Genomic DNA, 18,966 nt, shown 5'->3' with positions numbered 1-18,966 from the left:
TCCTTATCGTCATACCGAATTTATTTCTGCTCTAAAATGCTGAGTCTAAAATTTGCATGAGACAGTTGTTCTATAGTTTCCGCAAAAAGTTCGGGGCAACTTTATCAATTACCTTTTCCTCAGCGAAATAATATAATAATCGCCCACGTACTTAAACGGCCAGGTGGCCTTCAACCTATTCTCCCAACGGGCAAGTGTTTTATAGGCACGCGGATGTTTTTCGGCAAAGCCTTCAATATATGATGGCGGTACGATGGTACACAAGCCCTCAACATCCAATACTTTAAAGTCGGATTTTAAACGTTTTTTAATGTAGGATGGGTTGTAATAGAAACAATCAAAGTATACACCTTCAACATGCGCCTTGCGGCCATTACTGCTAAAAAACCGGCGAAAAGCAGTTTTAAATTTCCCTTTAAATACCAGTAAAGTTTCCCAAAGGCAGAATTTAGGCAGCACCACCAGGGTCACTGCGCCGCCGGGGTTTAGCAGCCCGGCAAATGAGCTCAATACGTTTTCCAGTTCGCCAATACAATTGAGGCCTGCAAAGTTGGAAAAGATCAGATCATAAGGGCCTTTGTTGTTTAGCTGTTCAAGCTGCGTATATGAACAAAGCTCATTGCTTACTGCATGCTGCATATCATACTTTACCACCTTTTCGCGTAGTTGCTGCTGCATCCCTTTTGAAATATCAGTAGCATGTACTTTAAATCCTTTTTGTGCAAAAAACAGTGCATCTTCACCGGTACCACTATTCAGTTCAAGGATGTTGCTTCCAGGCTTCAGGTATTGCAGGATATGATCACGCACGCGTTTGCGCTTGTACGCAATTATCGTGTCGCCTGAGTACAATTCATCAAAAACTACCGACTGGTTGCTAAATGCAGCCTCGGCAAATTGTTCGTTTATACTTGATGCGGTGCCGGTCATATTGCCTTTTCAAATTTCTCCAGTTTCAGCTTTTCAAGATAGGTAAGCGGTGCATAATAAAAAACCGATAATGCTTTCCTGATATTTTTTACCGAGCTCCCGAACGGATCTTTCAGCAGTTTTTGGAAGCTGTTTTTAGCCAGGTGCTTGTGATAGTTGCGGTGGACGTATTTATGCAATTGCTTGTAGTAAAAAGGCGGATAGGTATTTTTAAACATCAGCGCCATCTCGTCGGAGTCTGTCCAGTTGGTTTTCTTTTTCAACTCGGTTTTAACGCGTTCGTAAAAACCGGTACCCGGCAGCGGATACGATACCGAAATACCAATTTCAAATGGCAGCAACCGGTTAATCATATCTATGGTAAGCGTAATATCATCCCGCGTTTCTTCGGGATAACCGAACTGGATAAAGAACGATGGCTTAATACCATGCGCTTTCATGAGGTGCGTAGCCGTATGTATCTGATCGATAGTGATCCCCTTATCCATGGCGTCCAGTACCTTCTGCGATCCGCTCTCGGCCCCTATCCATACATTCTCACAACCGGCTGCGGCCAGGGCTGCTACGGCTTCTTTCTCGGCCAACAAATCGGCCCGCGACTGAATCTTGAAACGGATCTTAATTCCCTCCTGTGTCAGCAGCTTGGCAAATTCCTTTACCCAACCGGGTTTCAATCCAAAAATATCATCGCAAAACCAGATATGATCCATCTGGTACAGCTCCTTAAGCATTTTAAGCTCATTAACAATATACTGCGGACTGTGAGAATTATACCGGTTGCCATAAATAGGCTTGGCACACCAGTTACACTTGAATGGACAACCGCGGGTAGTTACCACATTAATTGAAAAACAACCCGCATTCTTCATCCACATATCCCGGTAGGTATCCATATTCACCAAATCCCAGGCGGGCATGGGCAAACTATCCAGTTCCTTCATTACCGCGCGGCCGGGTGTTTTAATGATTTCGCTGCCGTTCGTGTAAGCTAATCCTTTTATCTCAAAATGATCAGTATTGCCACTTCGGATATGTTCAATTAGTTCTATCAGCGTTTGTTCGGCTTCACCCAATATCACAAAATCAGCTCCTTCGGCAAGATATGCTGCATACCGATCGGTTGAATCTGAGCTGGAAACGATAACTGTACAACCACGTTCCTTAGCCAGCTTGCACATTTTAAATGCAGCTTCGCGCATATTAGTGAGGCACATTTTGGTCAGGTAGTTGAACCCATCATCATAAACCACAAAAAAATCCGGTTTATTCAACTCAATAGCGGCTATCACCTCGTCAGGATTGCTCACAAACATGGTATCAAACAGACTTACCCGGTAACCCTGCTCCCGCATCAGCGCAGCAGCGTATATAGTACCCAGTGGCGCATAAGGTTGCCCTATGCCCCATTGCTTTGGGTCGAACCGTAAAAAGTAAGAATGTGTAAACAGTATATTGTTCATGGTGTTTTAGCCTGTTTCTAAATCCAGGAAAATTTCCTATACCCTCCCAGGGGAAGAAATCGCACATTTCCGCGCTTCATTGCCTTTTTATTATCAATCCAACCTCGCCAGCGGCGATAAATTAAGCGAGCACACACATTTAACACAGGTAGGGTCATTAGCCATATCCAGTGTTTTGCGAAAATTGATCGCCTCTTTGCTGTTCAAAATATCATTTAATGAATTATCCCTGATGTTACCTATCGCCTCATGAAAAAAGCAAGGCCTTACCGCGCCATCAGCCTCAATCACTGCCGATACCCATGGTGCATTACACTTTTTAAACGGGAATGCATTATGGCCATAAAAAGCAGCATAATAACCATAAATATCCCGGATCCTAGCCGGAGATTCGGCAATGAACCTGTTGGCAAAATCGCTTTTATTAGCCAGCACCTGGTTTGTCATTTCCTGAAATTCGGCAAGTTCATTTTCAGTCGGTAATATCTCATGTTGCCGAGGCTCGGCCCATGCTGTTTGGCGGTTAAAGGCATGGCTGCTAACATCAGCCGGTAAAAAACTTACCTGGTCTATCTCCATTTGCCTTGCTGCTTCAATAATAGCCGGCCAGTTCCTGTAATTTAGCCGATGGACCACTGTACGAGCTGTTATGCGGTATTTTGGTTCAATAGATTTAATGAATTTCACCCCTCCCGGAGTTTATTGAATGCGCCAGGTACATTCCGGATAGCGTCATGTAAAAGCTCATCGCCATCTAAAGAAACAATGAGGTCGTCAACCCATCTTAAAATATCGAACGCGTTTTTTTGATAGACAAACCTGTCGACAGCAGCGTAACCTTGATCTTTTCAGCACGCAAAATCTCGCATAGCCTGAAAAAATTGGCATTCAGCAATGCCTCCCCGCCCGACATCAATACCTGCTTTGTACCGAATTTTCGTAAAGCACTTAACAGATCGGTCACGTCGGCTTCGGTAAGCTGCTTCAGGTTTTTATTATCCTTCCAGATATCGCACATAACGCAACGGCAGTTGCAGGCACTGTGCGGCATCAAAATCACGATGGGTAGCGCAGCGATGCGGTGCGTTTGCAATGTGCGGAAACGCTGAAAGGTATGATATAATGATTGGCCTGTCATCTGCATAAATTAAAATCCCTGTATTTCGGGCTGCCTGTAACGCCAAACCTTTTGTAGCAACTTTATTTCATAAGGATAATGGTACATGCTCGCCTTATAACGCATGGTTGCTACCAGTTTAATGGCCATACGTTTAATCATATTGAGCCTGATATCAGTTACCGTTGGATACACCCCGTTCAGCACTGTTTCAAAATTTCTGATCTTATCAATCATCTCCGGCGTGAGCCATGGCGTGAGCGGATTTTTACGAAGATCAAAGGCTTCCCATGCCGGGCTGATCCAGTCCTCCAGCGTTTCGGGGAAACGGAAGCCGCTTTTCATTACCTGCTTAAACAATTCCGACCCTTCGGTAGGCACAGGACTGTAGGTATAAATTACGATCTCGGTTTTACGGTTAACAGCCTTTACCTTTTTTATAAAGTCTATTTCAAAATCAATTTGCGACTGAACCTGTTCCTGAGTTGGCGCCGGAGTGCCTAATACAAAAGAATATTCGGGTATGATATCAAACTTTTTAAGGCGTTCGGCAAACTCAATGATCTGGTCGCCTGTTTGCGTGCCGCCCTTATCCATCTGCTCTAAAATGGTGTTGTTACCACTTTCGGCTCCGAAAAAGATGATCTTACATCCTGATTCGCGGATTGCGGCAAGGGATGAATCTTTAAATTTCGACATGGTATCGATGCGGGCCATACCCCACCAAGTCATGTTTTCGGGTTTGATTAAACGGGCAAACTCAACAGCGCGCTTTTCTGATACAAAAAAATTGTTATCATGAAACTCAATGGCATCTGCACCCCATTTATCTTTAATATATTTTACATCCTTATAAACATTCCGGGCCGATTTTGCCTTCCATCTTGCCTCATATATTGGCACTACAGCACAAAAGGAGCAGGTGAAGGGGCAACCGATGCTGGAGTGATAAGCCATCGTTTTTTCGCCCAGGTAAGTTTTACCCAAAAACTTGGTGATGGGATAAAAAGTATTCAGCTTATCATATGGCAAGGCCGGTAGGCTGTCCTGATCTAAAAGGTCTTCCTTAGCGGTTTTGATGATCTTGCCATCGGTTGCTTTATAGATGAGGTTGCGGATAAACTCATAAGGTTCGTTTTTCTCCAGGGCATCAATCAAGGCGGGGAAAGCGTGATCACCAGGCCCGTTGATAATAAAGTCGACATAACCGGAATATAAAACCGCGTTAGGTTGATTTGATGGGAAATACCCCCCCAGATCATTTTGGTATTGGGATATCTTTGCTTTATAATTTTTGCCGCAGTAATAGCCTGCTTTAACTGCGGACCGGGCATAACTGTAAACCCAAAGTATTTAAACTCGCCGGTGCTTAAATAGCTATCTATCTTAACCATCGGGTCATGCTCACAATTGCCGTCAACAATTACCCAATCATATTTTCCATCAACCGAGGCCGCTATATTTAGTATCGAATTAGGTATGCGATACTTGTTATTTGCACTGCGCGGGTTAAATAATAATATCTTGTTCATCTGTTAGTATCAATACTTTGCTTTCAATCCCCCGGCAATGGGTTTATCTTTTAGTTTAAGCAACCTGTAAAGCACCCCTGCCATTACAAAGTCTGCACACAAAATAAAACCCACTGCCATACCCAATCACAAATGAGGGGGATTGCCCATTCAACAATTAATCTGAGCTTCTACATTATCACTTTCACACTAATAAATACGCCCTGGCTTTCACACAGGTTGCCTGCCTTTATAAATAAAATAGCTGGCAACCATTATTATTTAACAGCCGTATCTGCTGATATAAGGTTTAATTAAATACCCCCGGAACCGTGATCCAAACTGTAAAAAATTATATTAAGCAGCGCTTTTTCCCGCCCGATATCATAGAGAAAAACTCGGTGGATGCCTACGATATCTGGGCCGAGCATTATGATGCGCAGCCAGGTAACCTCATGCTCGATTTGGATGAAGTTTTGTTTCCCCGCCTGGTTACGGATACAGTTATCGCCGGTAAAAACGTGGCCGATATTGGCTGCGGTACCGGCAGACATTGGGAAAAGATGTTTGCGCTAAATCCAGGGCGGTTAACAGGCTTTGACACATCGGGCGGAATGCTGTCCCGTTTACAGCAAAAGTTTCCATCGGCAAATATTTACCGAATTACCGATGACCTGTTCGGTGACATGCCATCGGGGAGTTTTGACACCATAGTTTCAACCCTTACCGTTGCGCACATCAAAAATATTGAAGTTGCCTTGCAGGCCTGGATGCGGATCCTGAAACCGACCGGCGACATCATTATTACCGATTTCCATCCGCAGACATTGGCAAACGGCGGCAAGCGGACATTTAAACATGGCAGTAGTTTTATAGCGGTCGAAAACTATGTACACCCAGTAAATACCATTAAAGATCTGTTGCTGAACAACGGTTTTAAGCTAATTGCCGAAGAAGAAATTAAAATAGATGAAACCATGAAGCATTATTATGCCAATAAAAACGCGCTTCATGTTTATGATAAATATAAAGGCTTCCCCATTATTTACGGGTTGCACTTGACGAGAACTGATGGTACTGAATAACGTGATGATACCGGGAAACGATGCCGTGGTGAGCATAAGTATAAGCGAGGGTAAAATAAAACAGGTTTCCCCCTCACATACTGATGACCGCGAACAGCTGACCTTTGTGAATGCCATTGCTTTTCCGGGCCTGATCAACTCGCATGACCATCTTGATTTTAATCTTTTTCCGCAGCTTGGCAATAAAACCTATGAAAGTTATACTGAATGGGGAAAACACATTCACCGCGCTTACGCCGTTGAGATTGCATCTGTGCTAAAAATCCCTATTGCCCTGCGCGAACGCTGGGGTGTTTATAAAAACCTGCTTTGCGGCGTTACCACAGTGGTAAACCACGGGGAAAAACTACCATAAATGATCCTCTCATCACCATATTTGACAATTGCCAGAGTATCCACTCCGTCCGGTTTGAAAAAACTGGAAGAAACGGCTCAATAACCCGCTTAAAATAAATAAACCGGCCGTCATCCATATAGGCGAGGGCACAAACGATATCGCCCATACCGAAATAGATGAACTAATTAAATGGAATATCCTTAAGCGTAAACTCATCGGGATCCATGGAGTAGCTATGGATCCTCAACAAGCCAAACATTTCGAAGCCCTGGTTTGGTGCCCCGAATCAAACTATTTCCTGCTTAATAAAACAGCGGCCATTGATGAGCTAAAAAGCAAAACAACGATTTTATTTGGCACAGATAGCACACTTACCGGGCATTGGGACATCTGGCATCACATTCGCCTTGCGCGTAAAACCCAAATGCTTAATGATGATGAATTGTACAACTCTCTTACTTCATCCCCTGCCCAAACCTGGAAACTAAATAGTGGCAGCATTACCAGCGGATTTGACGCCGATATTGTAATAGCCAAAGCAAAAGGCAAAGTTGGTTTGCAGGCTTTTTATAATATAACACCCAATGATATTTTACTGGTGATGCATAAGGGCGTGATTTTGCTGTTTGATGAATCGCTTTATCACCAGCTTACGGGTATAATTACCCAAAATTACAGCAAGGTCTTTACCGGCAACCATTTCAAATACGTGATGGGCGATATCCCTGGTTTAATAGCCGAAATAAAACGATACAAGCCGGATGCCTGTTTTCCCATACCTCACCCAGCCCTGCCTGCCGCATGAATATCATCAAAAAAATATGGTCAAAATCGAAATCCAAAGCGGTTTATTTAAGCGGTGGTGGATGCCACGTTTTGGGGTTGGATAAAGACCTTGATACCTCTAAATAAAAATAGCATTTGCTTTTGCCACCATTAATACTTTTTAAATGAGATACGTTTTAGCCAGTTATGTGTACACCAAAGAGTTTAACCAGCCACAGGCCTGGTTAAAGCGCATTAACATGTATACCGGCATATTAGATGCCCTGGCCAAAAGCAACGAGGTGATCAGCATTGAACAAATCAATTACGAAGGTGAACTGACACAAAACGGGGTTAACTACCATTTCAGAAGATACCCAAAAGCGGCGCTCAAATATTTTCCGTGGGCTTTGCATTTGTATATTAAAAGCCTTAAATCCGATGTGGTAATAGTACATGGTTTGCATTTCCCCTTGCAGGTTATCCAGCTACGCCTTATGCTTGGCCGCAAAGTAAAGGTCATTGTACAAAATCATGCTGAAAAACCTTTTACCGGTTTAAAAAAACTACTTCAGCGGGCAGCCGACCGGTTGGTTAACGCCAACTTGTTTGCATCGCATGATATGGGTATGGAATGGATTGCCGCCGGCAACCTCAAATCGCCCGGTAAAATACATGAGGTAATGGAAGTTTCCTCTGTTTTTTATCCTATAAGCCGCTTGGAAGCCAACTCTCAAACAGGTGCACAAGGCAACCCGGTGTTTTTATGGGTAGGCCGTTTAAACGAAAATAAAGATCCGTTAAACGTGGTGAAAGCCTTTTTGAAATTCGCCGAAAGTTCGCCCGGGGCAAAGCTCTTTATGATCTATCACACCGAAGAGTTACTGCCGAAGATCAACGATTTATTAAACTCATCACCAAATATAGAAGCCATTGAATTAATTGGCGAAGTACCACACGCCGATTTATTGTACTGGTACAACAGTGCCGATTTCATTCTCTCCGGCTCACATTATGAAGGCAGCGGCACCGCTATTTGCGAAGCCATGTCATGCGGATGCGTGCCGGTGGTTACAGACATCCTTTCGTTCAGGATGATCACTAACAACGGTGAATGCGGCGTATTGTATGAACCGGGAAATGAACCTGCATTACTTGATGTGCTCCTGCAAACTACACAAATGAATGTTGCAGAAAAGCGGAGATTATCCATTGAATATTATAAGCAAAACTTATCGTTTGAGGCTATTGCAGAGAGGATCGAGAGCATAGTGCAAAGCCTTTGAATGCTTGCTCTTACAATCACCAGCTGCGGATAAAACCTACCGCTCAAACAACCCCATCATCTTCCTCACATTATCCCTGATGTCATAAACCAATACATTTTTCTTCCCCGAATCCGGTTCATCCAAAATACAACGGATAGTTTGCCCGGCTTCTTCCATATTATTTACAATAAACCAGTTGGTAATATCATTATCCATCGGCTTAACAAAACTTACCACTTCGGCTGCCGCATACAGAGCTTCAAGGCAAACGGCGCCGAAGCCTTCATATTCCGAAGGATGAAATAACACTCTCGAGCGCTGCATCATTTTAAGCACTTCGTGATGCGGTAGTTCGCCTGCAAGGGTTACGTTACTTTCAAGTTGCTTTGATTTAATTCGTTTTATTAACTTTTCCTTTTCAGGGCCGTCGCCGCATATTACCGTTTTTATATCCGGGTAATACTGCTTCAGCATGGCAACAGTTTCTATAAACAGGTGAAACCGTTTCAAGGAAATAAGTGACCCTGCCCCTAAAATATGAATGTCTTTTCCGGCAGATAAATCACCAAATAATGAAATATCTATTCCCACAGGGATAACATTCAGTGGTTTTACATTGTAGTTTTTGGTGAACTCCCGCACAATAAAATCCGACAGCGCTATCAGCTCCTCTCCTTTGGGCTTTATCCACTTAGCATATTTGTTCCCCCTTTTTGCATCCTGCCCCAGCATCCAGCAGTGGTGCTTAATATTTTTTATCCGGGCAAAATAATGACCAACAAAGGCACATTCGCCAAGCCAAAAGCTTAACAAGCCCATTATTTGGTATTGTTTGTTTAAATTCCCTAAAGCTCGCCATACTTTTAGCCAGGTATTCAGCCTGAATAGTTTACCACGGCTTCTTCCTCCAAAACTGATCACCCGTATACCATGCCAATCATATTCGGCAGCGAAAAAGGGATATTGAAAACTTAGCACAATGATATGCAGTTCCGGATTTTCGGCCTTCAACGCCCGTACAAAAACCCGTTGAGGCGGTAAGCAGGTAGTATCGGCTTCGTTTTCGGGGAAACCGGGGCTCAGGATAAGCAATGCTTTTTTACGGTTATCATCCATTGGGCGAGATCACTTTATTACAGATAGCCAGGCTGTCCTTGTTATGGGTAATCAGGATGATCATTTTCCCCTGCCGGGCCAGTTGCCTCAATTTGGTTAACAATTCATTTTCCGCATCTGTATCCATTTCACTGAACGGCTCATCTAAAATTAACAGATCGTGATTATGATAAAGCGCCCGGGCCAGCATGATCCTTTGGCGCTGACCGCCGCTGATGTTCTTGCCGTTTTCGGTAATAACTTTAGCTGTGCCTTCTGGGTAATCCGCAACCAGCTTATTTAATCCGCAAAACTCCAGTACACTGGTTAACTTTTGCTCATCGGCAGTTTTATCGTCAAGTATGATGTTTTTCAGGATAGTATCATATATAAAAAACGGTTGTTGTTTAACCAGGGAAATGTTTTTACGGTAAAGCCGGCGCATTGGCGCGGCAGCAATTATATTGTTGATATAAATGCCCCCTTCGGCCGGCTCCAAAAAACCGGTTAACAGGTTAATGATAGTAGTTTTCCCCCTGCCTGAATTCCCCGAAATGCCCATAATATCACCGGGAGTTATCTCAAGGTAAAGCTCATCCAAAACAGTTTTGTCCGGATAACTGAAACTTACTTTTTCAAGTTTCAATGACCAAATCTGTTCGTCAACAACCTCATTAACCTGTGGTTTATCATCTTCTTCAATGATCAAATCGGCCAGGATAAATTCATAGGTCTTCATTTGCCCGCTGCTGTTCAGTATTTTTACAATACCTGGGATGATCTTATATGCTGCCGCCACAAAAATGCCGATGGTCAGGATACTAACCACCGGAGTATCGCCCGTTAATTTGTTTACAGCGATGAGAATAAAAAAACCCAGAACGGCAAATACTTCCATCAACCGTGAAGGCAGGTTTTGCCAGGTTTGCTGTGAAGCTATATTTTGATTAAGCTGCTGTTGGCAGCTAAAAAACCGGCGACTAAAGAAATCATTTTTTTGATAAATATTGCTCTCCACGTAACCTGATAAGGATTCGTTTAAATGCTGAAGCGTTTTTTCGCTCACAGTTTTGATCTGTGCCCTGATAAATTTTAGCCTGGTTTTAATGAACCAGCCCAAAGCCGCGACAGGTGGCAGCAGCAACACAAACAACAAAACAAACAAGGCCGGGTGATAGAACATAATAGCCCCAATAGTAAAAAGGATCAATACCGTTTGAGATACTATTTGCTGAAAATTGGTGAGGATGTAATGACTAAATTCAATCGGCTGCTGGCTGATTCGCCGGATATGGATAGATGAATCAACGTGTATAAACTGGTCAAAATCTGCATCAAGGTAATTCCTGATATTACGTTCGGACAGCCTTGAAGCCACCTTGTAAAAAAATGCTGCTGCGCATTTTGCGCAAAGAAACCAATACAGTTTTTTACTGCAAAAAGCACCAGGAAAATACCGATGAGCCACAATGATTTATTATTGGTAAAGCCGACCGGTAAAAAACTATAATTATTTCCCGGCTCTCGCTGTGTATAAAAATTAACTATCAACAGCAGCAAGCCTAAAAAAGCAACATCCAACAGGGCGATAACAATATCGACAATAATTGACCTGATGAGCCTCCGCTTTTCAGATCGATCAAGTATGAGCAGAATACTTTTTAAAATTTGCTTCAAGAGGATGATAAAACAATAAAACCAGGTTCATCACTGGTTTCATTGTTAACTACGTTTTACACACCTTTAAGGTTGCTTTATAAAGGGGGATAAAATGCCCGACAAGCAATCAAAATAAATTGTTTAAGCTGTTACTTTTGATAAATTACAGGCATAGTTTAATAATCTCTATAAAATTGTTAAATTTCGGCTTCGCATTTATAAAAGAAGTAAAACAACCTTCATGAGTTTAGAACCTTTCCTTGCCGTATTTGTGATCACCCAATTCAGGAGGCACCTGAAGAACGACGGGCTGCTAACCAAATGGAACAAATACCTTAACATAGGCTATTATATTGCTATTGCCATATTTGTGTTTGGTGTAAGTTTTGACCACGGCGAGAGGCTGACTATGATACTCTCCCATTTGTTTTTCTTAGGGGTTGTCATATCACCCTATTATATCGAAGACCTGAAATCAGGCAAACAACTTGCTTTTGCATTGATTCCTTATGCAATTGCCGGTTTAATAAAAGACTTATTGGAAAAATGGTTCCCTAATTTTTACGACAATCACGATAACCTGATACAAAGCCTGGTAATGTTTTCGCTTATCTGGGCATTTTCGCTTTGGCTTATCAGTCGCAAACAAACCAAAGCACTTGAAAATGAGCGCAAACAACGCTTTGCCGAGCAGGAGCAAAACCGCATGATGGCCGCTATGAAGGTAAACCTTGAAAGCGAAGTTCGTGAGCGCACAGCCGAACTTACCCGCCAAACAGAAGAATTACAGCAGACCCTGTCCGAGCTTAAGAGCACCCAGGCGCAGCTGATCCAATCGGAAAAAATGGCCTCACTGGGTGAACTCACTGCCGGTATTGCACATGAAATTCAAAACCCGCTGAACTTTGTGAACAACTTTAGCGAGGTAAGCATTGAACTGCTTGAGGAACTAAAGGACGAAGTACTTGACAAACTGCCCGACGATGTGAAGGAAGATGCGGGCGATATTATTAACGACATTACCCAAAACCTGAGCAAAATAAACCAGCATGGCAAACGTGCCGATGCCATCGTAAAAGGCATGCTGCAGCATTCGCGTGCTACAACTGGTAAAAAGGAGCCCACTGATATCAACGCCCTTGCCGATGAATACCTGCGACTAAGCTATCACGGTCTGCGTGCCAAGGATAAATCATTTAATGCAGGCATGAAAACCAGTTTTGATCCTGATCTGGGTAAAATAGAAGCTATTCCGCAGGATTTGGGCCGCGTACTGCTTAACCTGTTTAACAATTCGTTTTACTCGGTAACCGAAAAGAAACGGATTTTGGGAGAAGGGTACGAACCAACCGTAACAGTTAATACCAAAAAGGTAAAATCGCCATCGGGTGCTAATATGGTGCAAATTACGGTGGAAGATAATGGCACTGGAATTCCGCAAAAAGTGCTGGATAAAATTTACCAGCCCTTTTTTACCACCAAGCCTACCGGGCAGGGCACCGGGCTTGGTCTTTCCATGAGCTATGATATTATCACCAAAGGGCACGGTGGCGAACTGAACGTTGAAACCGCCGAGGGCCAGTTTGCACGGTTTGTAATTTGCATACCTGTTGGTAATGTTGCCCAAAGTTAAACACGGGTAATTTTTGCGTTTTATCAAAATAACACCACACAAAAATATAACTTTGAAGTACTATGAAAATACTTGTTGTTGATGACGAGGCGGATGTTCAACCCTTGTTTTTACAACGTTTCAGAAAAGAGATTAAAAGCGGCGAAGTAGAGTTCAACTTTGCACTATCGGGAGAAGAGGCTCTTCATTTTTTAGAAGATCATCATTCGCAGGTGATCCTGATCTTATCTGACATTAATATGCCGGGCATGAGTGGTTTGGAGCTATTACGTAACATAAGGCGCAACTATGAAAAACCACCACCGGTGGTAATGATGATCACCGCTTATGGCGATGACGAAAACTACAAACAATCAATGGAGCTTGGTGCCGACGACTTTTTAACCAAGCCGCTTGATTTTAGCAACTTAAAAGACAAACTTAAACACTTAGAACAATAATGGCCAAGATACTGGTAGTAGATGACGAGCAGGACCTGGAATTACTGATCAGGCAAAAATTCAGGAAAAAGATACGGGAAGGTGTGTATGAATTTGTATTTGCCCAAAATGGTTTTGAAGCGTTAACTCAACTGGCCTCCCACCCCGATATTGATGTAGTTTTAAGCGACATCAATATGCCTGAAATGGATGGACTAACCCTGCTTACCAAACTGCCCGATGCTAATCCTATATTAAAAGCAGTGATGGTTTCTGCATATAGCGATATGGATAATATCCGCACGGCCATGAACCGCGGCGCATTTGATTTTGTTTGTAAGCCGGTAAACTTCGAAGATCTTGACATTACTATTGAGAAAACTTTACAACACGTTATCGAACTTAAGAAAACCATGCAGGCCATTAAGGAGAACAATATCCTGCGGATGTATGTGGATGAAAATGTACTTAACTTCATGACCCATAAGGAGTTTGAGAACAGCCTTTTGAGTAATGAAACTATCGAGGCAACTGTGCTATTTATTGATATCTGCGGCTTTACCGCCATAACCGAGCATGTTGCCGCCAATACGGTTGTAGGTATGATCAATAAGTACTTTGATGTAATGGTACAGGAGATCATTGCCCAAAACGGTCATATTGATAAGTTTATGGGTGATGCCGTAATGGCCGTTTTCCGCGGTGAATATCACCTTGACCGCGCTATTGACGCAGCCCTCGCTGTTCGCGATAAAATGCACGAGGCCGATGAAATCCAGGCGGGTGATAAAACTTTTAAGCCTTCTGTTTCAATTGGCATTAATTCGGGTGAGATGATTTCGGGTAATATCGGTTCGGCCACCTTAAAACGATTGGATTATACTGTAATAGGCGATGCTGTTAACCTGGCTCAGCGCCTGCAAACAGTAGCACAAGCCAACCAGATCATCGTTAGTGCCGATGTATATGAACAGGCTAAAGGATCTTTCGCCCTCAATAAAATTGGTGAGGTAAGCCTCAAGAACAAGTTAAAACCGGTGGAGATTTACGAGGTTGTTGATTAATTAAAAAATAGCTACCGCGGGTTTAGTGTAACCCGTGGTGTAGCATCATTGAAGTTTCCAACTTCACCCATCATTTTTGCCATAGATTACAAACGCAGGTCCGGATTAAGCACGCATAACCGTTAAAAGTTTGCAGGTTTGCTACGCTTCACTGCAATTTTGGTATAAACTCGCTTCAAGGACTTTCTGTTAGCAGCGTCATTCAATTCTGTCGGCCACTGCAAAAGCTTTTGTAATCAATTCTGCCCATTCCGATGATTCATGTAACATTTCATTGATCCTATCACCGACGGAGTATATATCCTGATTGGTTATTATATGCAATTTGATGTGCCCCGGAAGAAGCGTATCGGCATCCCTTCTTCTCATTCTCGCAAAATGATATTGGGCCGCCACAACAGCTTCAATAGCTGCAGAACGTAAATCCACAGCCTTGTTATCACCAACATTTTTGCGGGCATTGGCGGTGTTAAACGCCCAAACCTTGCCATCAGAGAATGCAACAACAGCCTGTAGTACTGCATAAGTATGCATTTCTAATATCAGAGCAAAAGCGGTTTCTTCTTCATTGGGCGCCTCTATACCTAAGTCTTCGAATTTCAGCGCAAATATCTCATCTCTCAACTCCAGGTATCTTTCATAACGGTAGTCGGCTATTTCTTCACCCGTCTTACGGTAGCACCTTTTTTGGTAATACAGATAAAGCAATCTTCCGAAATAGAAAAGTACCAGGCCTCCAAAATACCAATATTCCTCTTTCATTTTGCAGTTTAGGTTGTTGTAAGATACGTGCCTTGCTGTTGTTGTTTTTTTCAACGACCACTTAAAATGGTTTTACGATTGCATCGCCCGTTCATTATAAATTCAAATCCTGCTTATGTACTCATTACAAATGAGCGCCAGCCCCCTCATCAGCAGCAACAGTTAAGAAAAACTTAAGACTTAGAACCCAAGACTTAGAACTTCCAATTAATGATCTCTCACCTTTTTCTTCAACACCCCGCCCGCGGCTTCTTTGATGCTGTTTGTAAAAACAAAGGCCTTAGGGTCAATACTATGAACCAGGTTTTTTAATCTGCGAACTTCCAAACGGGTTACTACAGTGAAGATGATATCAACCGGTTGATGAACGTCAAAACTCTCCTTCATAAAGCCACGCTCACCTTTGTAAATGGTGATCCCGCGACCGAGTTCCATCACAAGCCGTTCTTTAATTATTTCGCTTTGACCAGAGATGATATTTACCGCCGTATATTCTTCCAAACCATCAATAACAAAAGTGATGGTGCGCGATGCCGTATAATAGGTTAAAATGGAGTACAACGCCGTAGGCAAACCCAACTCAACTGCGGCTATCAGGAAGATGATAATATTAATACCTAAAATAATCTCACTGATGGTAAAACTGCTGCGTTTTAATGTGTATAAAGCTAATATCTCGATACCATCCAATGCGCAGCCTCCTCTTATCGATAACCCCACACCCAGGCCCATAAACACGCCACCAAAAATAGACACCAATAGCTTGTCCTGGGTTATAACTGGGTACTCTATAAACTGCAGGCACAGGCCAAGTCCAATTACACAGGCAAGCGTTTTTAGCGCAAATGATTTATTAACCTGGAACATCCCCATAATAATAAAAGGGATGTTGGCTATAATTATTACATAGGCTATGTTGAAATGATAAAGCTCATGAATTAGCAATGAGATACCGGTTACCCCGCCATCAAAAAAGCTGTTGGGTACTAAAAAGCCTTTAAGTGCAAAACCGCAAAATAAAATGCCGATAATTACTGTGACTACGTCTTTTAAAATTTCTTCAATTTTCAAACCCGGTTGTGTCATTAATAGCAGTATTTAAATTTTTTTTGTGATAATTTTCAAATGCTCGTTTTTACCTTCAGCCCTGAGCCTGAGCGCCGTTTGGGTGAAGTAATGATGGCTTTGCAGGAATTTCACCTGCTGCCTGTCCCACTCCAATTCCGATTCAAGGTGATCTGTAATTACGAGTTCCGAAAATAACCTTTTGCTAAGGATAAAAAAATCATTTCGGCCCAAATAATCTAAATCAGCATCACAAATTATCTGGCCTAAATGATTGTGAGGGTTTTGCGGCATTTTGGTTGCCATAATAATATCGCAAACCTGCTCAATTTCATCACTTGTATAACCAAAATCAGGCAGATGTTGCCTCGCATTTTTGCATGAACCAGCCTCATGATTGACTTGCCCGAACAAAAAACCTGAATCATGATAGTAAGCGGCCGTAAGTAATAGCTCCAATCTCGTCTCCGATTATCCCCTCACCCGCCGCAATTTGTTTTGCAGCAGTATAAACATCAAGCGCATGATCAGCATTATGGTAATGAAAATGTTTGGGGAGCTCTTTCTTTATTTTGTCGAGGATAAAGCCCCCGGCTTGTTCTACCTGCATTCAGTATTTATAATGGCGCTAATATATTAATTTAAGAAATATACGAATACACACAAGGACGCATAATTGCGTCTCCCTCGTACAGGTCATCATTGCATGATCGAAATAAATATTTAAAGCGGCAATTGTCTCTACAATAAAACAGAGCTTAAACAATTATCTTAGCACAATGAACAGCTGGTTTAAAAACTATAAAGGCATTATCTTATTACTAACAGGCATTATTATTGGCAGTATCGCCGGGGCAGTTTTAGGGAATAAAGTTGAAGTGATTAAACCTATTGGTGATATTTTTCTAAACCTGTTGTTCACTGCCGTTGTGCCGCTGGTTTTCTTTGCCATAGCATCGGCTATTGCAGCATTGGATAGTTCGCAAAAACTGGGCAAATTATTAGGCGTTACTTCTCTGGTATTTGTGTCGACTGTTTTAGTAGCTGCTATGGTTACCATTATAGCTATTTGGATCTTCCCTATCCATCAGCACCTTGTTGCCAGCCCCATAACTGAAGCTATCACCAAAAAACCATTCGGCGATCAGTTAACAAGCCTTTTTACTACCAGTGAGTTTTACCAGCTGTTATCCCGCAAAAGCATGCTGGCCATGATCATTTTTGCCGTGATCACCGGCTTTGCTACACTGCATGCAGGCGAAAAAGGCAAAGCATTTGCAGCTTTTTTACATAGCGGCAATGAGGTGTTCAAAAATATATTCAGCCTCATTATGAGGATTGGCCCAATTGGTTTGGGTGCTTATTTTGCTTACCAGGTTGGTGTGTTCGGTCCACAGTTGTTTGGCGGTTACGCGCGTTCTATGGCTTTATATTACGGCGTTGGTGCGTTTTATTATTTGGCGATATTTAGCATGTACGCCTTTATTGCCGGCGGCATTGGTGCAGTTAAGCGATACTGGAAAAACAACATTATCCCATCAGCTACAGCAGTAGGTACGTGCAGCAGCATCGCCACCATCCCGGCAAATTTGGATGCCGCAAAAAAATGGGAATCTCTGATGCTATTGCCAATATTACCATTCCGCTTGGTGGCACTTTGCACAAAGATGGTTCAAGCATTTCGTCAATAGTAAAAATGGCTGTAGTTTTCGCGCTGTTTGGTAAAAGCTTTGACAACGCTGAAACTATAATCATAGCCCTTGCTATGACAGTTTTAGTGAGCCTGGTTGAAGGTGGCATTCCTAACGGCGGTTATATTGGCGAGCTACTTTTTATTTCGGCCTATGGTTTCCCGCCCGAAGCGCTCCCCCGGCTATTATTATTGGTACACTGGTTGACCCAATGGCCACATTGTTAAATGCAACCGGCGATACGGCTGCTGCCATGCTGGTGGCCCGTTTTACGGAAGGAAAAGACTGGATGAAACCGCCCCCGCTAAGGGAGAACTATAGCATATTCAATAAAGGTTTATTATATTGGCGTATAAATAAACCCTTCACTACCTGTATGCTTCACATTCTCTACATTATAGCCATAATTGCGGAAGCAATGACAGCCGCATTGTCCGCCGGGCGAAGAGATATGGATTGGGTTGGTGTTTGTATCATAGCCTGGGTTACAGCTTTAGGCGGCGGCACCGTTCGCAACATATTGTTTAATCATTACCCCATGAGCTGGGTTGAACACCCCGAATATTTAGTGATTACCGCAGCGGCAGCAATATTGGCCGCCATCATCGCACGCCTCATGACCAAAATGAAAACGCTGTTTCTTTACCTGGATGCTTTAGGATTGGTAGTATTTACTATTATAGGCTGCCAGATAGCGGAACAAATTGATCTGCCCTGGCTTATCATTTTGCTAAGCGGTATGATAACCGGTTGTGCGGGAGGCGTGCTGCGCGATGTGCTATGCAATGAGGTACCGTTGTTGTTCCGTAAAGAAGTTTATGCCAGCGCATCAATAGTTACCGGGGCATGCTATTTAAGCCTCGAACATTTGGGTGCTCCCAATAGCGCGACAATTGTAATAGCTTGTATTATTGGCCTCGCATTACGCCTGCTCTCTATCAGGTACAACTGGCAAATGCCCAAGTTTGTATATCGTGAAGAATGGCATTAATTCTTGATTTCGGAATTGGGATTTTCGATTTCGGATTAGTTATTAATTATACCTCCAAAGCTGAAACCATGGTTCACCACGGGCCGAAAGCCCACGCTAATTAGGCAGTGGCCG

General features: G+C 42.8%; 20 protein-coding genes and 1 pseudogene. 9 read left to right on the top strand and 12 right to left on the bottom strand.

The window, feature by feature from the left end:
* Positions 1–108 precede the first annotated feature (108 nt).
* From ACRQ5D_RS21175 to ACRQ5D_RS21150, 6 genes are all read right to left on the bottom strand, one after another.
* Positions 109–930 carry a class I SAM-dependent methyltransferase gene (locus tag ACRQ5D_RS21175; protein WP_091167902.1) on the bottom strand — a complete coding sequence of 274 codons (822 nt, stop codon included), beginning with the start codon at positions 928–930 and terminating at the stop codon, positions 109–111.
* Entirely contained in the window at positions 927–2,390 is a 1,464-nt protein-coding gene (locus ACRQ5D_RS21170) for a B12-binding domain-containing radical SAM protein (RefSeq protein ID WP_091167906.1), read from the bottom strand. The genes ACRQ5D_RS21175 and ACRQ5D_RS21170 overlap by 4 nt, the downstream gene beginning before the upstream one ends.
* A gap of 93 nt (positions 2,391–2,483) precedes the next feature.
* Entirely contained in the window at positions 2,484–3,077 is a 594-nt protein-coding gene (locus tag ACRQ5D_RS21165; RefSeq protein ID WP_432326483.1) for an SPASM domain-containing protein, read from the bottom strand.
* A gap of 97 nt (positions 3,078–3,174) precedes the next feature.
* On the bottom strand, positions 3,175–3,528 hold the full coding sequence (locus ACRQ5D_RS21160) for a radical SAM protein (RefSeq protein ID WP_432326481.1): 354 nt from the start codon (positions 3,526–3,528) through the stop codon (positions 3,175–3,177).
* Between the two features lie 9 nt (positions 3,529–3,537).
* Entirely contained in the window at positions 3,538–4,665 is a 1,128-nt protein-coding gene (locus ACRQ5D_RS21155) for a B12-binding domain-containing radical SAM protein (protein WP_432326479.1), read from the bottom strand.
* Positions 4,662–5,039, bottom strand: coding sequence for a hypothetical protein (locus ACRQ5D_RS21150; RefSeq protein WP_432326477.1), 378 nt, complete (start codon positions 5,037–5,039; stop codon positions 4,662–4,664). The genes ACRQ5D_RS21155 and ACRQ5D_RS21150 overlap by 4 nt, the downstream gene beginning before the upstream one ends.
* A 311-nt stretch (positions 5,040–5,350) precedes the next feature.
* Between ACRQ5D_RS21150 and ACRQ5D_RS21145 the strand changes: the two genes are divergently transcribed.
* From ACRQ5D_RS21145 to ACRQ5D_RS21130, 4 genes are all read left to right on the top strand, one after another.
* Complete coding sequence (locus tag ACRQ5D_RS21145; protein ID WP_091167915.1) at positions 5,351–6,103, top strand: class I SAM-dependent methyltransferase; 753 nt, start codon at positions 5,351–5,353, stop codon at positions 6,101–6,103.
* Positions 6,090–6,458 (top strand): hypothetical protein, encoded by a 369-nt coding sequence (locus ACRQ5D_RS21140; RefSeq protein ID WP_432326475.1) that lies wholly within the window; start codon positions 6,090–6,092, stop codon positions 6,456–6,458. The genes ACRQ5D_RS21145 and ACRQ5D_RS21140 overlap by 14 nt, the downstream gene beginning before the upstream one ends.
* Positions 6,459–6,552: 94 nt before the next feature.
* The gene (locus ACRQ5D_RS21135) at positions 6,553–7,245 is read left to right on the top strand and encodes an amidohydrolase family protein (protein WP_431200836.1); all 693 of its coding nucleotides are present in this window, start codon (positions 6,553–6,555) and stop codon (positions 7,243–7,245) included.
* 145 nt (positions 7,246–7,390) lie between these two features.
* Complete coding sequence (locus ACRQ5D_RS21130) at positions 7,391–8,491, top strand: glycosyltransferase family 4 protein (RefSeq protein ID WP_091167920.1); 1,101 nt, start codon at positions 7,391–7,393, stop codon at positions 8,489–8,491.
* A 36-nt stretch (positions 8,492–8,527) separates the two neighbouring features.
* On the opposite strand, the gene ACRQ5D_RS21125 is transcribed toward ACRQ5D_RS21130, so the two are convergent.
* Both ACRQ5D_RS21125 and ACRQ5D_RS21120 read right to left on the bottom strand, forming a co-directional pair.
* On the bottom strand, positions 8,528–9,589 hold the full coding sequence (locus ACRQ5D_RS21125; RefSeq protein ID WP_091167923.1) for a glycosyltransferase family 1 protein: 1,062 nt from the start codon (positions 9,587–9,589) through the stop codon (positions 8,528–8,530).
* Complete coding sequence (locus ACRQ5D_RS21120; RefSeq protein ID WP_432326473.1) at positions 9,582–10,946, bottom strand: ATP-binding cassette domain-containing protein; 1,365 nt, start codon at positions 10,944–10,946, stop codon at positions 9,582–9,584. Before ACRQ5D_RS21120 ends, ACRQ5D_RS21125 begins: the two co-directional genes overlap by 8 nt.
* Positions 10,947–11,468: 522 nt before the next feature.
* Here ACRQ5D_RS21120 and ACRQ5D_RS21115 point away from each other — a divergent pair.
* The 3 genes from ACRQ5D_RS21115 to ACRQ5D_RS21105 all read left to right on the top strand — a co-directional run bounded on the left by ACRQ5D_RS21115 (position 11,469) and on the right by ACRQ5D_RS21105 (position 14,343).
* Positions 11,469–12,860, top strand: coding sequence for a sensor histidine kinase (locus ACRQ5D_RS21115; RefSeq protein ID WP_091167929.1), 1,392 nt, complete (start codon positions 11,469–11,471; stop codon positions 12,858–12,860).
* A 62-nt stretch (positions 12,861–12,922) separates the two neighbouring features.
* Entirely contained in the window at positions 12,923–13,300 is a 378-nt protein-coding gene (locus ACRQ5D_RS21110) for a response regulator (protein ID WP_091167932.1), read from the top strand.
* Positions 13,300–14,343, top strand: a complete 1,044-nt coding sequence (locus ACRQ5D_RS21105) for an adenylate/guanylate cyclase domain-containing protein (protein WP_176844457.1) — start codon at positions 13,300–13,302, stop codon at positions 14,341–14,343. The genes ACRQ5D_RS21110 and ACRQ5D_RS21105 overlap by 1 nt, the downstream gene beginning before the upstream one ends.
* A gap of 198 nt (positions 14,344–14,541) precedes the next feature.
* Here ACRQ5D_RS21105 and ACRQ5D_RS21100 read toward each other — a convergent pair whose 3' ends face one another.
* The 4 genes from ACRQ5D_RS21100 to ACRQ5D_RS21085 all read right to left on the bottom strand — a co-directional run bounded on the left by ACRQ5D_RS21100 (position 14,542) and on the right by ACRQ5D_RS21085 (position 16,780).
* Positions 14,542–15,105 (bottom strand): hypothetical protein, encoded by a 564-nt coding sequence (locus ACRQ5D_RS21100; protein WP_432326470.1) that lies wholly within the window; start codon positions 15,103–15,105, stop codon positions 14,542–14,544.
* Between the two features lie 207 nt (positions 15,106–15,312).
* The gene (locus ACRQ5D_RS21095; protein WP_091167940.1) at positions 15,313–16,191 is read right to left on the bottom strand and encodes a YitT family protein; all 879 of its coding nucleotides are present in this window, start codon (positions 16,189–16,191) and stop codon (positions 15,313–15,315) included.
* A gap of 12 nt (positions 16,192–16,203) precedes the next feature.
* Complete coding sequence (locus ACRQ5D_RS21090; protein WP_432326468.1) at positions 16,204–16,629, bottom strand: HD domain-containing protein; 426 nt, start codon at positions 16,627–16,629, stop codon at positions 16,204–16,206.
* Positions 16,595–16,780, bottom strand: a complete 186-nt coding sequence (locus tag ACRQ5D_RS21085) for a hypothetical protein (RefSeq protein ID WP_432326466.1) — start codon at positions 16,778–16,780, stop codon at positions 16,595–16,597. The genes ACRQ5D_RS21090 and ACRQ5D_RS21085 overlap by 35 nt, the downstream gene beginning before the upstream one ends.
* Before the next feature lie 169 nt (positions 16,781–16,949).
* On the opposite strand from ACRQ5D_RS21085, the pseudogene ACRQ5D_RS21080 reads away from it, so the two are divergent.
* Both ACRQ5D_RS21080 and ACRQ5D_RS21075 read left to right on the top strand, forming a co-directional pair.
* A pseudogene (locus ACRQ5D_RS21080) lies at positions 16,950–18,088 on the top strand (dicarboxylate/amino acid:cation symporter).
* Positions 18,073–18,852: a trimeric intracellular cation channel family protein gene (locus ACRQ5D_RS21075; RefSeq protein WP_432326464.1), complete on the top strand. Its 780-nt coding sequence runs from the start codon at positions 18,073–18,075 to the stop codon at positions 18,850–18,852. Before ACRQ5D_RS21080 ends, ACRQ5D_RS21075 begins: the two are co-directional and overlap by 16 nt.
* Positions 18,853–18,966: the final 114 nt, after the last annotated feature.

Origin of the sequence: Mucilaginibacter sp. P25 (assembly GCF_050859465.1) — a bacterium.
In the GTDB taxonomy this organism is placed as follows: Bacteria; Bacteroidota; Bacteroidia; order Sphingobacteriales; family Sphingobacteriaceae; genus Mucilaginibacter; species Mucilaginibacter gossypii.
This window is presented reverse-complemented; position numbering and strand designations above follow the sequence as displayed.